Genomic DNA, 15,759 nt, shown 5'->3' on the forward strand with positions numbered 1-15,759 from the left:
GTGCCGTACTCCGGATGCACGACGATGGTTCATGGGCACCAATGGTGCCCATGGATGACGCCGCGCGCCACCTGTTTGACCTTTACCTGCCCCTGGTGGTGCGACCGCGGCTGACCATCGCCCAGCTCGGGCAGAGCCTGGACGGCCGTATCGCCACGGCGTCGGGGCATTCCCGCTACGTCACCGGCGCCGACGACATCCGCCATCTGCATCGGCTGCGTGCACTGGTGGACGCCGTGGTGGTGGGCCCCGGAACGGTCGCCGCCGACGATCCCCGGCTGACGGTACGGGAGGTTTCCGGCCGGCACCCGGTGCGCGTGGTGCTCGACCCGCGCAACCGTCTGAGCGGGGATTATCGCCTGTTTCGGGACCGGGATGCACCGACCCTGTTGTTCCGCAGTGACGATACGGCCCCGCCAGCGGGCGTCGAAGTGCTGCAGGAGCCGGCTGCCGACGGCGATTTCGAGCCCCGCGCGGTTCTCCGGCGGCTGGCGGCGCGCGGGCTGCGGCGTGTGCTGGTGGAAGGTGGCGGACAGACCGTCTCGCGCTTCCTGGCCGCGGGCACGCTCGATCGGCTGCACGTCACCGTGGCGCCGCTGGTGATTGGCTCCGGCCGGCCCGGCCTGGTGCTGCCTGCCATCGACACCATGGACGAGGCGCTGCGTCCCGAGTGCCGGCAGTTTCCAATGGGTCACGACGTGCTGTTCGACTTCAGGCTGTCGCCGGACGTGCCCTCCTGATCGGGCGCTCTCCCGCGGTCGCGCCGTGCACCGGGAGTCCGCTCCATGAACAGCGCCCCGGGGAGGGCCGCCACCAGGACCAGTGCCCCGTATGTCAGGGCGATGGCGGCGCCCTGGGCCGGGTCGAGCCCGGCAATGGCCCAGACCCCGGCCGCCGCACCTTCCCGTAGCCCCCACCCGGCGATGGTCACCGGGATCAGCATGGCCAGGAGCACCGGTGGCACCAGTGGCAGCAGCTGGGCGGCGGGCAGCTCCGCGCCGATCGCCCGCGCCGCCGCCAGAAAGACCAGCAGATAGGTTGCCACGACCGCGGCGGAACTCAGCAGCTGCAGCGGCAACGCCGCCGGCGTGAGCAGCGCGCGGCGTGTGTCCGTGACCAGGCCGGATGGCGCCTGGGCGGCGGGCGCGCGCAGTTGCGTGGAAGCCGCGAGAATCACCACCGTCACCCCCGCGGCAGCCCCCCACGATACGGACGCGGAGGCCAGCCCCGAGAGGCTCAGCAGCGCGGGCACGGCGATCAGCGCCATGGTCAGTTGCCCGGAGCCGCGCTCCAGGACCACGGCGCGTACTGCCCGACCCGTGGCGCCGCTGGCGTCGGCGTGGCGCCAGGCCCGGGAGACGTCGCCGAGGACGCCGCCGGGGAGGACCTGGTTGAGAAAGCCGGCCAGCAGGTACTCCCGCAGGGCCAGACCGAGTGGCAGCGGCAGCCCCAGCTGAGCGGCGGTAAAGCGCCACCGCCAGGCTGACAGCAGGATCTGGATGCCGGACAGAACCAGGGCAGCGGCGACCCAGCGCGGGTCGATGCCGGCCAGGTGTGCGGTCACCGCGCGAATGTCGGTCCACCACGCCACGGCCATCAGCAGGGTAACGCTGGCGGTCAGCCGCAGCAGCCAGCGGCGGGCCGGTGTCACGCCGGCTCCGGTGGCAGGGCGAGCAGGTCCAGGTGGCCCACCGTAAGCACTCCCTCGCCGGCATCCAGATAGCGGCGGCGTCGGGCCGCCCAGCGCGCCAGCCGCTCATGGCAGGTGTCGGTCTGCTCGTTCGCGGCGGTGAGCCAGCCGTCCAGCAGGGCCGATTGCAGGGGGGCTTCGGCACCCCCGAGCCGCCAGGGGCTGGGGCTGAGCCAGGTGCGGAAGCCGCTCTGGCGGAACACCGACGCCGCCGTATCCGCGGCGTCCGGGCCCAGCGCCGGCCCGAACCCCTTGTCCCGGCGCTGGTGGCTGTTCACCAGCCGGTTGAGCAGCGCGTCGTCGGGGTCGTCCGGTTGCCAGCGGATGCGGCCATCGTAGGTCAGCGCCACCAGCACGGCACACCCCGCCGCCCGGCATTCTGCGGCGAACTGCTCCAGCCATGGACGGGAGACCAGGTCGAGCAGCGCCGAGGCGGTGACCAGATGCGGTGCCTGTTCCGGCAGCACCGGCCCCTGGCGCAGGTCGCTGGCGTGCCGGTGGACACGGACCGTCCCGTCGGGGGCGGTGGCGGTGGTCATGAGTGCCCGGTCCTGATCCACCAGGTGCCAGGACTGGGAACGGGGCAGCAGCGGCGAGAGGTAGCGGAGGTTGGAGCCGCTGCCCGCGCCCAGGTCCACCACCTGCACATGCCGGTCGGGCAGCCACCCGGTCAGTGGCGGCAGCAGCGCCACGGCCCGCGCCCGATGGTCGGCCCGCTCGCGCAGATGGAGCCAGTGAGCGCTGAACTGCGTACTCACGACAGATCCTCCACGGCCCTGGCAAACACGGTGGCGGTTTCCGTCCAGTTTGGCAGAGAGCCGGCACAATGCCTGGCTGCCCGCGCCGCCCGGGCTCTGGCGCCGTGGTCGTGCAGCAGCGTGGTGATCGCCCCGGCCAGCGCCGTGGTGTCGCCGGGCGGGACCAGCCGGCCCGCCGTCTCCGGCACGGTGTCCGGGATGGCGCCGCCGGTGGTGCTGACCACGGGAAGCCCCCGGGCCAGGGCCTCCGCCAGCACCATGCCGTAGCCCTCGTAATGGGAGGGCAGGACGAACAGCGTGCTGCGGTCGTAGGCGCGATCGAGCCGCGCCGGGCCGCATTCCCCCGCCAGCGTGATGCGCCCGGTGAGCCCGGCATCATCAATACGGTTGTGGAGGGCCGCGGCAAAGGGCGGGTCTGCCGCGGTGCTGCCGGCAATCAGGCATTGCCAGGGGGTGTCGCGAAGCCGTTCAAGGGCTGCCACGAGCACGTCCTGACCCTTGCGTGGGATGACGCTGCCCACGCACAGCAGCATGGGCGGCTCGCCCGGGTCCGGGCCCCGGGCAGGTGGCGCCGGGTCGGTGCCGGGCACCACCACGCGGATGCATGTATCGGGCACGCCCAGTTCCGCAACCCGGCGCCGGGTATGGCGGCTGGTGACGATGACGCCCGCGCACCCGGCCAGCGCGCGGGCTTCACGGACCAGGAAACGCTCCCGCAGGGCGGGGTCGAGCCCGGTTTCGTCACCCAGGGGGTGGTGGACCAGCGCGAGCAGGCGCAGGCGCGCCACGTGGGCTGCGACGATGTCGGGGCTGTCGCCCAGGGCGAGCCCGTCGATGATCGCCCGGCTGCCGTCCGGCAGCGCCGCGAGAGTGGCGTGGAGTGCGTCCCGGGCCTTGGCATCCGTTGCCGGGAAGGCGCCGGGGAGCTCATGCACCGTGACCGTCCAGTGCATGGCGCGCAGCTCCTCCGCCACTCTCGCGTCGTAGCGGCTGCCGCCGGTGGGCCGGTTGATGGGGCCCGGCACCAGCAGGTGCAGCGCGGCCTTCACCCGACCGCGCCGCTGTCGGCAATCAGGCGGCCCTCGTAGCTCGCCCAGGCGACGTGGGATTCGTGCAGTACCACCGCCATGTGACTGAGTCCGTGGGCCTGGGGGCCGAGCCGCCCCGCCTGCACGGCTTCGGCCATGCGTCGGAAAATCAGCCCGGCCAGGAATTCGGTAGTGGTGTTCTGCCCGGCCAGGGCCGGATCGTCGTCCAGGTTGCTGTAGTTCAGCGGCGCCAGGACCGCCCGGAGCTGTTCGCTGGCCAGGCCGATGTCCACGACCAGGTTGTCGTCATCCAGCTGTGGCCGGCGGAAGGTGACGTCCACCAGGTAGGTGGCGCCGTGGAGCTGCTGCGCCGGCCCGAAGGTCTCGCCCCGGAAACTGTGGGCGATCATGATGTGCTCGCGAACGGTCAGGCTGTACATGGAAGGCTCCGTGACAGGGGTGAGTCAGGCGTACGTGATGCGGTGACAGAGCGTGTTGCCGGGGCTGGTGCACAGCTCGGGGAGGAGCGTCGGCATGGCGTCGAACGGTGTCTCCCCGGTAATCAACGCGTCCAGTCGCGGATCGTCGAGCAGGTCCAGGGCAAGGCGCATGCGTCGCTGGTGATCCCAGCGCGGAATCCTGTCCGGCGGCAATCGGCCCACCTGACTGCTGCGAATCCTCAGGCGGCGGGAATGAAAGCCTTCGCCCAGGGGCAGGGTGACCGGGGTGTCGCCGTACCAGCTCAGGTCGATGACCGTGGCTTCCGTGCCGGCAGTGGCCAGCGCGGTTGCCAGGCCGTCCGGCTGACCGCTGGCGTGGAAGACCACGTCGGCGCCGGCCTCGGCGGCGGACGCAAACGACAGGCCCAGCGCCCGGGCCGTGCCCGCCCGTTCCGGGTTGGTGTCCACCAGTGTCACGGCCGTGCCGGGGATGGCCTGGCAGAGCCACGCCACGAGCATGCCGATCACGCCGCCGCCGACGACGTTGATGCGGTCGCCCGGGCCGGGGCCGCCGTCCCATACGGCGTTGACCGCCGTCTCCATGTTGGCGGCGAGAATGGCCCGACCAGCGGGCACGGTCTCGGGCACGGGCGTGACCGCCGACGCCGGCACGACGAAATAGTCCTGGTGGGGGTGCAGGCAGAACACGGGGCGGTTCCGGAGGCTGTCCGGGCCTTCGATCACATCCCCCACCGCCATGTATCCGTAGGCCACCGGGCCGGGGAATCGGCCCTGCTGAAACGGGGCGCGCATGGCGTCGTACTGGCTCGGCGGTACACGCCCCTGGAACACCAGGCACTCGGTGCCACGGCTGACGCCCGAGTAGCGCATGCGAACGAGCACGTCCGACGGCGCCCGCCCGGCCAGCGGCACATCCTGGATGATACCGCTGCCGGGGGCTTGCACACGGAACTGTCTTGCCATGGTGGCGTCGCTCATGGATCCCTTTTCGCTACCGGCATTCACCCACATTCTTTGCTAGGCTTTCACGATATACAAGACATGTCGATTAAGTGGACCTAACATGTACGGCTTCCATGCCGCATCACCCGGCGGATCGGTTGCCGGCCTCCCCCGGCTGCTCGCGCTGGAGGTCGGGGTCGCCCTGGCGCTGGGCCTGGGTGTTCTGGTGACAGTGTACGCGGCCGGTGCCATTACGCCCCAGGCACTGCTGGCCGCTGGCGGCATTGCCGTGGGCGGCGCGGCGCTGCTGCTGGAGCGTGCAGTGCGCCGGGGGATGGCCACGGGGCTCGGGCCGGCGAACCGCGTCACCCTGGTCCGTGCAGTCCTTTGCCTGCCGGCGCTGGGGCTGGTGTTCCACCCCCAGGGCGTGGACGAGGTGGCGCGCTGGTGGGTTGTCGGCCTGGCGGCGGTGGTGCTGGTGCTGGACGGGGTCGACGGCTGGGTTGCCCGTCGTACCGGCTCGAGCAGCGCCTTCGGCGCGCGCTTTGACATGGAGCTGGACGCGGTGCTGCTGCTGGCGCTGTCTGTCCTCGTCTGGTACAGCGGCCAGGTTGGCGCCTGGGTGCTGTTGATTGGCCTGATGCGCTACGGGTTCGTGGCTGCCGGCTGGCTTGTGCCGGCGCTGAACCGGCCCCTGCCGGAGGCGTTTCGCCGCAAGGCGGCGTGCGTTGTGCAGGGGGTGGTGCTGGTGGGCTGCCTGGTGCCATTGGTGCCAGGCACCGTGGCGACCACGGCAGCGGCGATGGCCCTGGCGCTGCTGCTGTGGTCGTTCGCCGCCGACGTTTGCTGGCTGCTGTCCCGGCGGCCCTGCTGGAGGAGAGACACCCCATGACCACCGCCATACCCCGCCGGCGCATGCTGCTGGGTGCGCTGCTTGCTGCCGCCCTGGCCGGCGCCGACCAGGCCCATGCAGATGCCGATCACTGGGTGATCGACGAGGCGCACCTGTCCGTGAACTTTCTCGTGGACCACATCGGCTTCTCCAGCGTCCTCGGCATGTTCCTGGATGCCGAAGGGGAGTTTGTCTACGACCCGGATGCCATGGAACTGGAAAGCGGCCGGGTGGTGATCCGGACCGACAGTGTCTTCACCAATCACGAGGAGCGGGATGAGCACCTGCGGGACGACGATTTCCTGGATACCGGCGAATACACGGAGATGATCTTCACTGCCACGTCGTTCGAGCCCGACAGCGATGATGGCGGCCAGCTCACCGGCGACCTGGAACTGCTGGGCGTCACGCGCCCGGTCACCCTGGACGTGACCATCAACCGCATCGACGAATACCCGATCCGCGATGGCTTTTTCGGCGGCTACCCGTTCGTCCTCGGCGCTTCCCTGCGCGGCACGCTGAACCGCAGCGACTGGGGCATGCACTACGGCATCGAGGAGGGCCTGGTCGGCGACGAGGTGGAGCTGATCCTGGAGCTGGAGGCACGCCGGCAATAGGTGTCGCGAGTGCGGGGCGCTTGGCGCGGAGCCCCGGCCCTGTGACAATTGCGGTCCGCATTCACGGATTCGGAGCAATTGCGCCCATGAACGACCGCAACAGTGTGTCGGCCCAGGCCGGTGACAGCGCCAGCCGGCAGATGCCCATGGTGATCTACGTGCTCTATCTCGTCGGTTTCCTGACCAGCGGAATCACCACGCTGATCGGGGTCATCCTGGCGTACGTCAACCGGCGCGATGCACCGGCTTGGGTGCAGACCCATTACACCTTCCAGATCCGCACCTTCTGGATCGCGCTGCTGACCGCTTTCGTGGGCGGGGTGCTGTCGCTGGTGTTCATTGGTGTACTGATCCTGCTGGCACTGATGATCTGGACCATCACCCGCTGCGCCGTCGGCCTGTCCCGCCTGGGGGACTACAAGCCGATTCCGCGGCCGGAAAGCTGGCTGACAGGGCGCTAGCATGCGCGGGGAACAGGGCGCGACAGGGCTGAACTGGGCGGTTGACTCGGTTACGCTTTATCAGGGACAGACCACACAGACTTTGGAGGGGGTTTCATGAGCAAGGATTTCCAGGAACAGGCGCTGCGCTATCATCGCGATCCTCGCCCAGGCAAGCTGGAAATCGCCCCCACCAAGCCGCTCGCCAACCAGCGCGATCTCTCGCTGGCCTACTCCCCCGGTGTGGGTGCGGCCTGCCAGGCGATTCTTGCCGATGCCGAGGAGGCTGCGCGCCTGACCGCCCGCGCCAACCTGGTTGCCGTGGTCACCAACGGCACCGCGGTGCTCGGTTTCGGCAACATCGGGCCGTTGGCGTCCAAGCCCGTGATGGAAGGCAAGGCGGTGCTTTTCAAGAAGTTCGCCAATATCGACGTCTTCGACCTGGAGGTGGAAGAGGGGGACGCGGAGGCGTTCATCAGCACCGTCGCGCGGCTGGAGCCCACCTTCGGCGGCATCAATCTCGAGGACATCAAGGCGCCCGAGTGTTTCGTCATCGAGGAAGCGCTGCGGGAGCGCATGAACATCCCCGTGTTCCACGATGACCAGCACGGCACCGCGATCATCGTCGCCGCGGCCGTCACCAATGCGCTGCGGGTGACCGGCAAGGCGATCGAGGATGTACGACTGGTGTGTTCCGGCGCCGGGGCCGCGGCGCTTGCCTGCCTGGATCTGCTGGTCAAGCTCGGCCTGCCCCGGGAGCACATCACCGTCACCGACATCGACGGCGTGGTGTACGCCGGGCGCGACAAGGGCATGGACCGCTGGAAGGCGGCCTACGCCCGGGAGACGGATGCGCGCACCCTGGACGACGTCATCGACGGCGCGGACCTCTTTCTGGGCCTGTCGGCGCCGAACGTGCTCAAGCCGGACATGGTGCGGCGCATGGCGGACGGCCCGGTGATCATGGCGCTCGCCAACCCCACGCCGGAGATCCTGCCGGAGGTGGCGCGGGAGGTGCGCTCGGACGCCATTATCGCCACCGGCCGATCGGATTACCCGAACCAGGTGAACAACGTCATCTGCTTCCCCTACATCTTCCGCGGTGCCCTGGATGTGGGTGCCTCGGACATCAACGATGCCATGAAGCTGGCAGCCGTCGAGGCGATTGCGAATCTGGCCATGGACGAGCCCTCGGAGCTGGTGACCAAGGCCTATGGCGGCACGGAGTCCCGTTTCGGTGCCGACTATCTCATTCCCAGCCCCTTCGATCCGCGCCTGCTGGTGCGCATTGCCCCGGCGGTGGCGCGGGCGGCCATGAACAGTGGCATTGCCGCGCGCCCCATCAACGATTTCGAGGCCTACCGCCAGCAGTTGATCCAGTTCGTGTACAAGTCCGGCCTGTTGATGAAGCCGCTGTTCGAGCGGGCGCGCCAGTCGCCACGCCGGCTTGCGTTCGCGGAAGGGGAGGATCGCCGCGTGCTGCAGGCGGCGCAGGAGCTCGTGGACGAGGGGCTGGCGATGCCGGTGCTGGTCGGCCGGCCGTCGGTGATCGAGTCGCGCATGGGCGAGCTCGGCCTGCGCATGCGCAGCGGGCAGGACGTCACCATCGTGGACGTGGACAACGACCCCCGGTTCCGTGAGTACCACAGCGCCTACCAGGCGATCATGGGGCGCCGCGGGGTGTCCCCGGACGAGGCGAAGGCGGCCGTGCGCACCAACGGCACGGTGATCGCGTCGCTGATGGTGCGCAAGGGAGACGCGGATTGCATGATCTGCGGCTCCGTGGGCAAGTTCCGGCGCCATCTGCAGGACGTGAACCACGTCATCGGTGTCGCGCCGGGCGTGCATTCGCTGGCGACGATCACCGCACTGATCCTGCCGGCCGGGACCTTCTTCATCTGCGACTCCCACGCCTCCATCGAGCCCACCGCCGAAGAGCTGGTGGAGATGACCACCATGGCTGCGGACCAGGTGGCCGCCTTTGGCATGACGCCGAAGATCGCCCTGGTGTCACGGTCCAATTTCGGCACCATGGACACGGAGCCGGCGCAGCGCATGCGTGAGGCGGTCAAGCGCCTGCATGCCGAGCGGCCGGACCTGGAAGTGGATGGCGAGATGCACGCCGATGCGGCGCTGTCCCAGGAGATCCGCGACGCCGCCTACCCGGATTCAAGGCTGCAGGGTGCGGCGAACCTGTTCATCATGCCGAGCGTGGACGCCGGGCATATCGCCTACAGTCTGCTCAAGGTGCTGGGCGGTGGCGTCTCCGTCGGGCCGATTCTCATCGGCGCCGACAAACCCGCGCATGTTGTCACCCAGTCCATCACCGTTCGCGGGCTGGTGAACATGAGCGCACTCACCGTGGCACAGACGGCGGCCACGGCCGAGGCGGAGTAGCCGCGGCGACATTGCCGGCCTGCGGGCCGGCCCATCCATGTGGTTGGGGGGAACCCGAATGCTGTTGAACCCGTTCCGTGGGGGCCTGTACGGCCTGTTGACTGCCGTGCTGGCACTGGCGTTGATCGCCGGGCCGGCGCTGGCCGGTGCGTCCGATGATGGGGGCGGACAGAGTGAAGCCCAGCGGCTCGCCGATATCCTCGAGGATGACGAGGCCAGGGAGCGGCTGATCAGCGAGCTGCGGGGTGCGGCGGGAGACGCCGGTGAAGCGCCGGAGCCGGCCGATGACGGGGAGGCCGCCTCCCTGCCGCGGCAGGTCGCCGACTTCACCCAGGGCATCGCCGAGGGGTTCGTCTCCGAATTCCGCGAGGCGGGGGCCGTACTCGGCGGCATCCGGTTCGACGAGACGGGCGCCGGACTGGCGGCCCTGGGGCCGGTGGCGCTGGAGCTGGGGCTGGTGATCGTTGCGGCCATTGCCGCATTCCTGGTGTTGCGCCGGTTGGCCAGGCCGCTGTTCGCCCGTGCCAGCGCCTGGGCGCAATCCGGCGCGCAGACCGGCGGCATGGGGCTGCTGCGCCGGGCGGTGGCCGTGATCGGGGCGGCCATCGTCGACCTCATCGTCATTGTTCTGGCCTATCTCGTGGGCTATGCCCTGGCGCTGTTCGTGCTGGGCGAGCCCGGCGCCATGGATATGCGCCAGGCACTGTTCCTGAACGCATTCCTGCTCATCGAGGTGTTCAAGGCCTTGATCCGCATCATCTTCGCCTCCCGGGATGATGGCCTGCGGCTGCTGCCCATGCAGGCGGAGGAGGCGGCGTACTGGAATCTCTGGCTGGCCCGCCTCGCCGGCTTCATCGGCTACGGCCTCATGGTGGTGGTGCCGATCATCAACGCCGACCTGGCCGTGGAGCTGGGCCGCGTTGTGGCGGTGCTGATCATGGCGGCGGCGTTCCTGTACGCCCTGTCCATCATCATGCAGAACCGCCAGCGGGTGAGAGAGCGTCTGGAAGAGCGGGCCTCCGCGGCCGAGATGGCGTTCACGCGCACGCTTCTGCAGATGCTGGGGCGCTCCTGGCACCTGTTCGCCATCGCCTACTTTGCCGCGCTGGCGCTGGCGACGCTGGTGCGCCCGGAAGACGCGCTGCCGTTCATGGTCCAGGCCACGGTACAGACCCTGGTCGCGGCTGGTGGCGGGCTGTTCCTGTCGGTGCTGCTGACGCAGGTGATCGGCCGTCGCATCCACGTGCCCGCCGAGACCCGGGTGCGGTTCCCGTCCCTGGAGGAGCGGCTCAATGCCTTCGTTCCCACCACGCTGAAGATTGTTCGCGGGGTGATTCTGGTGACGGTGCTCGCCCTGGTGCTGGACGCCTGGGCCATCTTCGACCTGGGCGCGTGGCTGGCCTCCGAGGCGGGCGCGGGTACGCTCGCCACCGCGGTGACCGTGGCACTGATCCTGGCGTTTGCCGTGGCGGTGTGGATTGGCGTGGCGAGCTGGATCGAGCAGCGCCTCAACCCGGACGCCCGCGGCACCGAGCCGGGCGCGCGGGAGAAGACGCTGCTGGCGATCTTCCGCAACGCCTTTGCCATCATCCTGATCACCATGACGGCGATGATCGTGCTCTCCGAGATCGGCATCAATATCGGGCCGCTGATCGCCGGCGCCGGTGTGCTCGGCCTGGCGGTCGGGTTCGGTGCCCAGAAGCTGGTGCAGGACGTGATTACCGGCGTGTTCATTCAGCTGGAGAACGCCATCAACACGGGTGACTTCGTCACCGCTGGCGGCATGTCCGGTACCGTGGAGAAGCTCACCATCCGCTCGATGGGGCTGCGTGACCTGGCGGGGACGTACCACATGGTGCCGTTCTCGAGCGTCGATGCCGTGTCCAACTTCATGCGCGACTACGGGTACCACCTGGGTGACTACGAGGTGGCGTACCGCGAGGACACGGATCAGGTGATCGAACACCTGCAGAACGCGTTCGATGAGCTCATGCAGGACGAGGAGCAGAGCAAGGTCATCCTCGGTGACCTGGAGGTGTTCGGGGTGACCGCGTTCAACGACAGCTCCGTCGGCGTACGGGTACGCATCAAGACGGTCCCGGGGATGCAGTGGGCCGTGGGGCGTGCCTACAACCGGCTCGTGAAGCGCCACCTGGATGCTGCGGACATCGAGATCCCGTACCCGCACATGACGCTGTACTTCGGCCAGGAGAAGGATGGTTCGGCGCCCCCGGCGCAGGTGCGGATGCTGGACGGCAGCCGGCGGGAGAAGCCGGTGCAGGATGCCGGCTCCGGTGCCACCGGGAAGCCCGCCGGCGACAGGCAGCCCGGCGCCAAGCCCACGGACGACGGCGAGAACGAATAGCCGGTGGACGAAAAAAAGGGGCGCAGCATGGCTGCGCCCCTTTTGTTCAACCACTGGCGCGCATGCCGCCGCCAGAGGGGCCGCCCGAGGGTGGCGGAGGCGTCCAGACGTTGCGAAACGCCTGGTGGCTGCGTGCCGGGATGTCCCGTGAGAACTGCAGGCGCACCGACGCGCCGTCGCGCACGCCGGTGATTCGGCCGCGGGTGATGCCGTGCCGGCGGGCCACATCGCTGCAGCCGTCCACAAAGCCGGCTGCAGCGCGCCCGCGGCGCAGGAGCGCGCCGTCGTCGGTGATATCCACAACGAAGACGATGCGCAGGCGCCACAACGCGAGGCCGGCGCCCACGGCGAACAGGGCGGCGATGGCGAGGGTTGCGGCCACTGGATCGATGCTCGCGCTCATGGGCGGTCACGCTACAGCTGTAGCGCCGCACGCGCCACCGCCCATGTCACGACGTCGCTTGCGCCGGCGCGCTTCAGCGCCTGCGCCGCTTCCGTCGAGGTGCTGCCGGTGGTGACCACGTCGTCCACCAGGGCGAGCCGGCACCCGGCCACGGCCGGGTGTGCGGTGAACGCGCCCAGCAGGTTGCGTTCCCGGTGTGTCCGGCCCAGTCCTGTTTGCGGTCGCGTATGTCGCCGGCGGAGGAGCCAGTGGTGGCGTACCGGGATACCGGTTGCGGCACTGATTGCCCGCGCGATCTCCGCGGCCTGGTTGAAGCCGCGTTCCCGCAGGCGACGCGGGTGTGCCGGCATGGGGATGATGGCATCCACTGTCGGGGGGTGCCGTTGTACCAGCTCACGGGCGAGCAGTGCGCCGAGCAACTGACCTGCCGGCAGCTGGCCGTGAAACTTTAGCGCCTGAATGAGGCCGTCGATGGGGGCTTCGTAGCGCCACGGTGCGATCACCGCATTGCAGTGGTCGGCGTGCGTCTGGCAATGCCCGCACAGGTGAACGCCGGCCGCGACCGGAGCGGCGCAGCCGTGACAGGCGTGGCGGTTCCGGGGCAGGTCCCGGTAGCAGCCCGCGCACAGGTCGAGCCCGGCGGCGCCCGGCCTGCCGCAGCACAGGCAGGTGGGTGGCAGCAGCGCCGCGGCAATCCATTGTGTGATCCTGTAAACCGAATCCATGGTTGTTGGTTGACAGTCCCGTGTCGCCCGCTACCATCCGGACGATATGTCAACGACAAGAGAGAGCCAAGCCATGTCCGAAGCCGCCGGGGGCGTTCGCCACGACTGGAGCCTCGAAGAGATCCAGGCCCTGTTCGATCTGCCGTTCAACGATCTGCTGTTCAAGGCGCAGACCGTCCATCGCCAGCACCATGACCCCAACGCCGTGCAGGTGAGCACGCTGCTGTCCATCAAGACCGGCGCCTGTCCCGAAGACTGCAAATACTGCCCGCAGAGCGCGCGTTACACCACCGGTCTGGAGCGCGAGCCGCTGATGGACAAGGACGCCGTGGTGGACGCCGCCCGCACCGCGCGGGATGCGGGGGCGACCCGGTTCTGCATGGGTGCGGCCTGGCGCAGCCCGAAGGGCAAGGATCTGGAGCGTGTCGCGGAGATGATCAGCGAGGTCAAGGCGCTGGGCATGGAGACCTGCGCCACCCTGGGCATGCTGGACGAAGGCCAGAGCGAGCGTCTCAAGGAGGCCGGTCTGGACTACTACAACCACAACGTGGATACCTCGCCGGAGTTCTACGGCGACATCATTACCACGCGCACCTACCAGGATCGCCTGGATACCCTGGAGCGGGTCCGTGATGCGGGTATCAACGTCTGCTGTGGCGGCATCCTCGGCATGGGGGAGTCGGACACCGATCGCGCCTCCATGCTGCGCACCCTGGCCAACCTGCCGGCGCATCCGGAGAGTGTGCCCATCAACCAGCTCATCCGGGTCCCCGGAACGCCGCTGGCGGATGTCGAGGAGCTCGATCCGCTGGACTTCGTGCGCACCATCGCCGTGGCCCGCATCGTCATGCCGCACTCTCACGTCCGCCTGTCCGCGGGCCGCGAGGAGATGAGCGACGAGACCCAGGCCCTGTGCTTCCTGGCCGGCGCCAACAGCATCTTCTACGGCGAGAAACTGCTGACCACCGGCAATCCGGACGTGGAGCACGACCAGCGTCTGTTCCGGCGCCTCGGCATCCACGCCGAGGGCGCCAAGTGCGCCACTGACGCCGTGCAGCCCGACGTTGCCGCCAGCGCCTGAGCGCCGCCGGTGGCATGTGGGATCTCGACGGTGAGTTGAGCGAACTGCGGGCGGCCGGACTGGAGCGGCGCAGCCGCGCCCTGGAGCCGCTGGACGCGGTGACCCTGCGCACGCCGGACGGCAACGCGTTGCTTGCGTTCTGCAGTAACGACTACCTGGGGTTGTCCCACGCTCCGGAGGTGGTCGCGGCGTTCCGCGCCGGCGTGGACCGGAGTGGCGTTGGCAGCGGTGCGGCGCATCTGGTCACGGGGCACCGCCCCGAGCACGAAGCGCTGGAGGCAGAGCTGGCCGATTGGCTGGGCTGCGACCGGGCGCTGCTGTTCTCCACCGGCTACATGGCCAATCTGGGGGTGATCGCCGCCTTGCTCGGGCGGGGTGACCTGGTGCTCCAGGACCGGCTCAATCACGCCTCGCTGCTGGACGCGGGCCTGCTCTCCGGTGCCCGTATGCAGCGTTACCGGCACGCGGATGCCGCGCACCTGGCCGACTGCATGCAGCGTGCGGCGCGCCGCCGCCTGGTGGTGACCGATGGCGTGTTCAGCATGGACGGCGACGTGGCGCCCCTGGTGGATCTGCTGGAAACGGCCCGCGGCAATGAAGGCGTCCTCATGGTGGACGATGCGCACGGCCTCGGCGTGCTTGGTGATCAGGGGCGTGGATCGCTGGCGGAAGCCGGGCTGGGCCAGTGCGATGTTCCCTTGCTGGTCGGCACCCTGGGCAAGGCGTTCGGTACCGCCGGGGCCTTCGTGGCGGGGCCGGACCAGTGGATCGAGCTGGTGCTGCAGAAGGCGCGCACGGCCATCTACACCACGGCGTCGCCGCCGGCCGTTGCCGCCGCGACCCGGGCCGCCCTGGCGCTGATCCGTGACGACGACGGGCGACGGCAGCACCTGCACGCGCTCATTCGCCGGTTCCGGGATGGTGCGGATGCCCTCGGTCTCCGGCTGATGCCGTCCCGTACCGCGATTCAGCCGGTGGTGGTGGGCGATGCGGGGGCGGCGGTGGCCGCCAGCCGGGCGCTGGAGCGCCGGGGGCTTCTGGTCACGGCGATACGCCCGCCCACCGTGCCCAGGGGGTCGGCGCGCCTGCGGATCACCCTGTCGGCCGCCCATGGCGAGGCGCAGGTGGACCGGCTGCTCGACGGGCTTGCCGCCATTCGCCCGATGCTGGAGGCGGAGTGACGGCGATGCCCGCGGTCGCCCTGGTGCCCGGCTGGGGAATGCCGGCGTCGCTGCTGGCCCCGCTGGGGCGAACCCTGGCCGGCTCCGGTGCGATGACGGTGCCGCTGCCCGGGCACGACGGTGCCCCGATGCCGGGCGCATTCGCCGTGGCGCCGGTGGTGACCGCGTTGCTGGAACGGCTGCCCCCCTCTGGCGTCTGGGTGGGCTGGTCCCTGGGTGGGCAGCTTCTCCTGGAGGCCGCGTTGCGGCGGCCTCCGCGTGCGCTGGTGTTGCTGGCCACGTCCCCCCGGTTCACCGCCGCCACCGACTGGCCCCACGGGGTCGAGCCGGAGGCGCTGGGCGTGCTGCGCCAGACGTGTGAGGCGAGTCCGGAGGCGGCCCGGCGGCGTTTTCTCGGCCTGCTTGCAGGCGCGGGTGACGGCGCCAGAGCGGTCGCGCGGACCATCCGGGCGGCTCAGCAGGAGGCGGGCGGTGTGGAGTCCGAGGCCCTGACCGGTGGGTTGGACGTGCTGGCCGCCCTTGACCTGCGTGAGAGGCTGGATCAGGTATCCTGTCCCGTTCTCTGGGTCATGGGCGGGGCCGACCCGCTCATGGACGTTGCTGGCGCCCGCTGGGCGGCCGCGCGCATGCCGGGGGCGACCGTGGCCGCCATCAGCGGCGCGGGACATGCTCCTTTCCTGAGTCACACGGACGCCTGCGTGACCGCCATTACGGCGTTCCTGGCGCAGCATGGGTGTGTCGGGACGGAGTACCATGGAACGATGTAATCCAGTGGAGTG

16 protein-coding genes are annotated in these 15,759 nt (G+C 69.7%); 9 read left to right on the top strand and 7 right to left on the bottom strand.

Annotated elements, in window-relative coordinates:
- The first annotated feature begins 14 nt into the window (after nt 1-14).
- Nucleotides 15-740: a RibD family protein gene (locus BMZ02_RS11095; RefSeq protein ID WP_245754025.1), complete on the top strand. Its 726-nt coding sequence runs from the start codon at nt 15-17 to the stop codon at nt 738-740.
- Here BMZ02_RS11095 and BMZ02_RS11100 read toward each other — a convergent pair.
- Genes BMZ02_RS11100 through BMZ02_RS11120 form a run of 5 tightly spaced genes read right to left on the bottom strand, consistent with a single transcriptional unit; the run spans nt 692 to nt 4,915 of the window.
- Complete coding sequence (locus BMZ02_RS11100) at nt 692-1,651, bottom strand: lysylphosphatidylglycerol synthase transmembrane domain-containing protein (RefSeq protein WP_216110815.1); 960 nt, start codon at nt 1,649-1,651, stop codon at nt 692-694. The two genes, BMZ02_RS11095 and BMZ02_RS11100, sit on opposite strands and share 49 nt — an antisense overlap.
- On the bottom strand, nt 1,648-2,448 hold the full coding sequence (locus BMZ02_RS11105) for a class I SAM-dependent methyltransferase (protein WP_091643603.1): 801 nt from the start codon (nt 2,446-2,448) through the stop codon (nt 1,648-1,650). Before BMZ02_RS11105 ends, BMZ02_RS11100 begins: the two co-directional genes overlap by 4 nt.
- On the bottom strand, nt 2,445-3,497 hold the full coding sequence (locus BMZ02_RS11110; protein ID WP_091643605.1) for a glycosyltransferase family 4 protein: 1,053 nt from the start codon (nt 3,495-3,497) through the stop codon (nt 2,445-2,447). Before BMZ02_RS11110 ends, BMZ02_RS11105 begins: the two co-directional genes overlap by 4 nt.
- Nucleotides 3,494-3,916 carry a 6-pyruvoyl trahydropterin synthase family protein gene (locus BMZ02_RS11115; RefSeq protein ID WP_091643608.1) on the bottom strand — a complete coding sequence of 141 codons (423 nt, stop codon included), beginning with the start codon at nt 3,914-3,916 and terminating at the stop codon, nt 3,494-3,496. Before BMZ02_RS11115 ends, BMZ02_RS11110 begins: the two co-directional genes overlap by 4 nt.
- A 24-nt stretch (nt 3,917-3,940) precedes the next feature.
- The gene (locus BMZ02_RS11120) at nt 3,941-4,915 is read right to left on the bottom strand and encodes a zinc-dependent alcohol dehydrogenase (protein WP_171909899.1); all 975 of its coding nucleotides are present in this window, start codon (nt 4,913-4,915) and stop codon (nt 3,941-3,943) included.
- Between the two features lie 85 nt (nt 4,916-5,000).
- Between BMZ02_RS11120 and BMZ02_RS19300 the strand changes: the two genes are divergently transcribed.
- From BMZ02_RS19300 to ybiO, 5 genes are all read left to right on the top strand, one after another.
- A complete protein-coding gene (locus BMZ02_RS19300; RefSeq protein WP_091643610.1) occupies nt 5,001-5,771 on the top strand; it encodes a CDP-alcohol phosphatidyltransferase family protein in 771 nt (256 codons plus the stop codon).
- Nucleotides 5,768-6,388 (top strand): YceI family protein, encoded by a 621-nt coding sequence (locus BMZ02_RS11130; protein ID WP_091643613.1) that lies wholly within the window; start codon nt 5,768-5,770, stop codon nt 6,386-6,388. Before BMZ02_RS19300 ends, BMZ02_RS11130 begins: the two co-directional genes overlap by 4 nt.
- An 86-nt stretch (nt 6,389-6,474) precedes the next feature.
- Nucleotides 6,475-6,849 carry a DUF4870 family protein gene (locus tag BMZ02_RS11135; protein WP_245754013.1) on the top strand — a complete coding sequence of 125 codons (375 nt, stop codon included), beginning with the start codon at nt 6,475-6,477 and terminating at the stop codon, nt 6,847-6,849.
- Nucleotides 6,850-6,945: 96 nt separating this feature from the next.
- Complete coding sequence (locus tag BMZ02_RS11140; protein ID WP_091643615.1) at nt 6,946-9,225, top strand: NADP-dependent malic enzyme; 2,280 nt, start codon at nt 6,946-6,948, stop codon at nt 9,223-9,225.
- A gap of 58 nt (nt 9,226-9,283) precedes the next feature.
- Nucleotides 9,284-11,590, top strand: a complete 2,307-nt coding sequence (gene ybiO, locus BMZ02_RS11145; protein ID WP_091643618.1) for a mechanosensitive channel protein — start codon at nt 9,284-9,286, stop codon at nt 11,588-11,590.
- 46 nt (nt 11,591-11,636) lie between these two features.
- Here the strand turns inward: ybiO and BMZ02_RS11150 are convergent, their stop codons facing one another.
- Nucleotides 11,637-11,993, bottom strand: coding sequence for a DUF3634 family protein (locus BMZ02_RS11150; protein WP_091643620.1), 357 nt, complete (start codon nt 11,991-11,993; stop codon nt 11,637-11,639).
- Nucleotides 11,994-12,004: 11 nt separating this feature from the next.
- Nucleotides 12,005-12,718: a ComF family protein gene (locus tag BMZ02_RS11155; RefSeq protein WP_091643622.1), complete on the bottom strand. Its 714-nt coding sequence runs from the start codon at nt 12,716-12,718 to the stop codon at nt 12,005-12,007.
- Between the two features lie 73 nt (nt 12,719-12,791).
- On the opposite strand from BMZ02_RS11155, the gene bioB reads away from it, so the two are divergent.
- Genes bioB through BMZ02_RS11170 form a run of 3 tightly spaced genes read left to right on the top strand, consistent with a single transcriptional unit; the run spans nt 12,792 to nt 15,747 of the window.
- Nucleotides 12,792-13,799, top strand: coding sequence for a biotin synthase BioB (gene bioB / locus BMZ02_RS11160; protein ID WP_216110816.1), 1,008 nt, complete (start codon nt 12,792-12,794; stop codon nt 13,797-13,799).
- Between the two features lie 14 nt (nt 13,800-13,813).
- Nucleotides 13,814-14,980, top strand: a complete 1,167-nt coding sequence (bioF, locus tag BMZ02_RS11165) for an 8-amino-7-oxononanoate synthase (RefSeq protein WP_091643627.1) — start codon at nt 13,814-13,816, stop codon at nt 14,978-14,980.
- 5 nt (nt 14,981-14,985) lie between these two features.
- Nucleotides 14,986-15,747, top strand: coding sequence for an alpha/beta fold hydrolase (locus BMZ02_RS11170; RefSeq protein ID WP_091643630.1), 762 nt, complete (start codon nt 14,986-14,988; stop codon nt 15,745-15,747).
- Nucleotides 15,748-15,759 lie beyond the last annotated feature (12 nt).

The organism is Aquisalimonas asiatica, assembly GCF_900110585.1.
In the GTDB taxonomy this organism is placed as follows: Bacteria; Pseudomonadota; Gammaproteobacteria; order Nitrococcales; family Aquisalimonadaceae; genus Aquisalimonas; species Aquisalimonas asiatica.